General features: G+C 68.6%; 1 protein-coding gene. It reads right to left on the bottom strand.

The genetic code is table 11. The annotated features are described in order from the left end of the window. Positions 1–1321, bottom strand: a 1321-nt coding sequence (locus tag DBR12_RS19635) for a bifunctional UDP-sugar hydrolase/5'-nucleotidase (protein WP_233244929.1), incomplete at both ends; no start/stop codon positions are given.

Genomic DNA, 1321 nt, shown 5'->3' with positions numbered 1-1321 from the left:
GTGGCGGGCGGCGCCACCGGGCTTTGCTGGCGGAAGTAGGCCTCCAGCGCGTCCAGGTCCAGCGCGCCCACCTGCCGGTCCCGTCCCTGGGTCAGCACCGTGAAGTTGTCGCCGCCGCTGTCCAGAAAGCTGCTCATGACCACGCGCACCAGTTGGGCGTCGGCCAATGGCGTTCCGTTCAGCTCCATCTGGCTGATGCGCGCCCCGGCGGGCTGACTCAGGTCGTAGCGGTAACTGAAGCCGCTGGATACGGATAGCACCCGGGGCCGCAGCACCGTGTTGCCGCCGCTGGCGAACTGCTGCTCCAGCACCGCGCGGATCTGTGCGCCCCTGAAGGTCTTCACCACCAGCTGGTTGCCAAAGGGCTGCACCGCATAAAGCTGGCCATACCGCACCAGCCCCTGTTCGTCCGGCACCAGGTCGGCGCGCAGGCCGCCGGGGTTCATGAACGACAGCTGCGCACCGCCGTCTTCGGGGGAGCGCGTGGCCAGCAGTTGGGCGTCGGCCACCAGATTGCCCAGCGTGCTCTCCAGCGCCGCATTGGGCTGGCGCCGCATGGGGCCCCTGGCCTGCCCCACGGGCCGCTGGGCCAGGGGCACGGCGGCGGCACGGTAGGTGTCGATGATCTTCTGCACGCCCGGGTCTGCCGGGAAGGCAGGCACGGCGGTGGTGATGGGCACCAGGCCCTGGGCGCCGACAAAGGCCTCGCCCTGCACCACCACGTTGCGCGCCGTCTTGCGGATCACACGGCGGGTCTGCGTATCCACGCGCAGCTGAATGTCGGTGAGCAGCGTGCCGTACTGGCCTGCGCTGGTCAGCAAGAAGGGCTTGGCCGGATTCACGCGACTGTAGTCACACACGTAGGCCTGGTGCGTGTGGCCGGAGACCACCACATCGACGGCCGGGTCCAGGCGCTCCAGGATGGGCACGATGTCGCCCGACAGACCTGCGCAGCTGGTCTCCTGCACGCCCGCCGTGGTGCCCCCGCCTTCATGGATGGCAACCACAATCACATCGGCGCCCTGGGCCTTGAGCTGCGGGATCAGCGCGTTGGCCGTGGCCGCCTCGTCTTCAAACCGCAGCCCCGCCACGCCTGACGGGCTGACCATGGTGGGCGTGGCCTGCAGCGTGAGGCCAATAAAACCCATGGTGATGGTGACACCGCCTTCGGTGAACCGCTTGAGCCCGGTGGCGGGCAGCAGCGTGCTCCCATCCTCCCGCACGGTGTTGGCGGCCAGCAGGCCAAACTTCGCACCCTCAAAAGGCTTGCTGATGCGGCAAGGCTCGCGCGATGTGAATTTTGCGCAGCCGCCGTGCTGTA

The organism is Acidovorax sp. HMWF029, assembly GCF_003060895.1.
In the GTDB taxonomy this organism is placed as follows: Bacteria; Pseudomonadota; Gammaproteobacteria; order Burkholderiales; family Burkholderiaceae_C; genus Acidovorax.
This window is presented reverse-complemented; position numbering and strand designations above follow the sequence as displayed.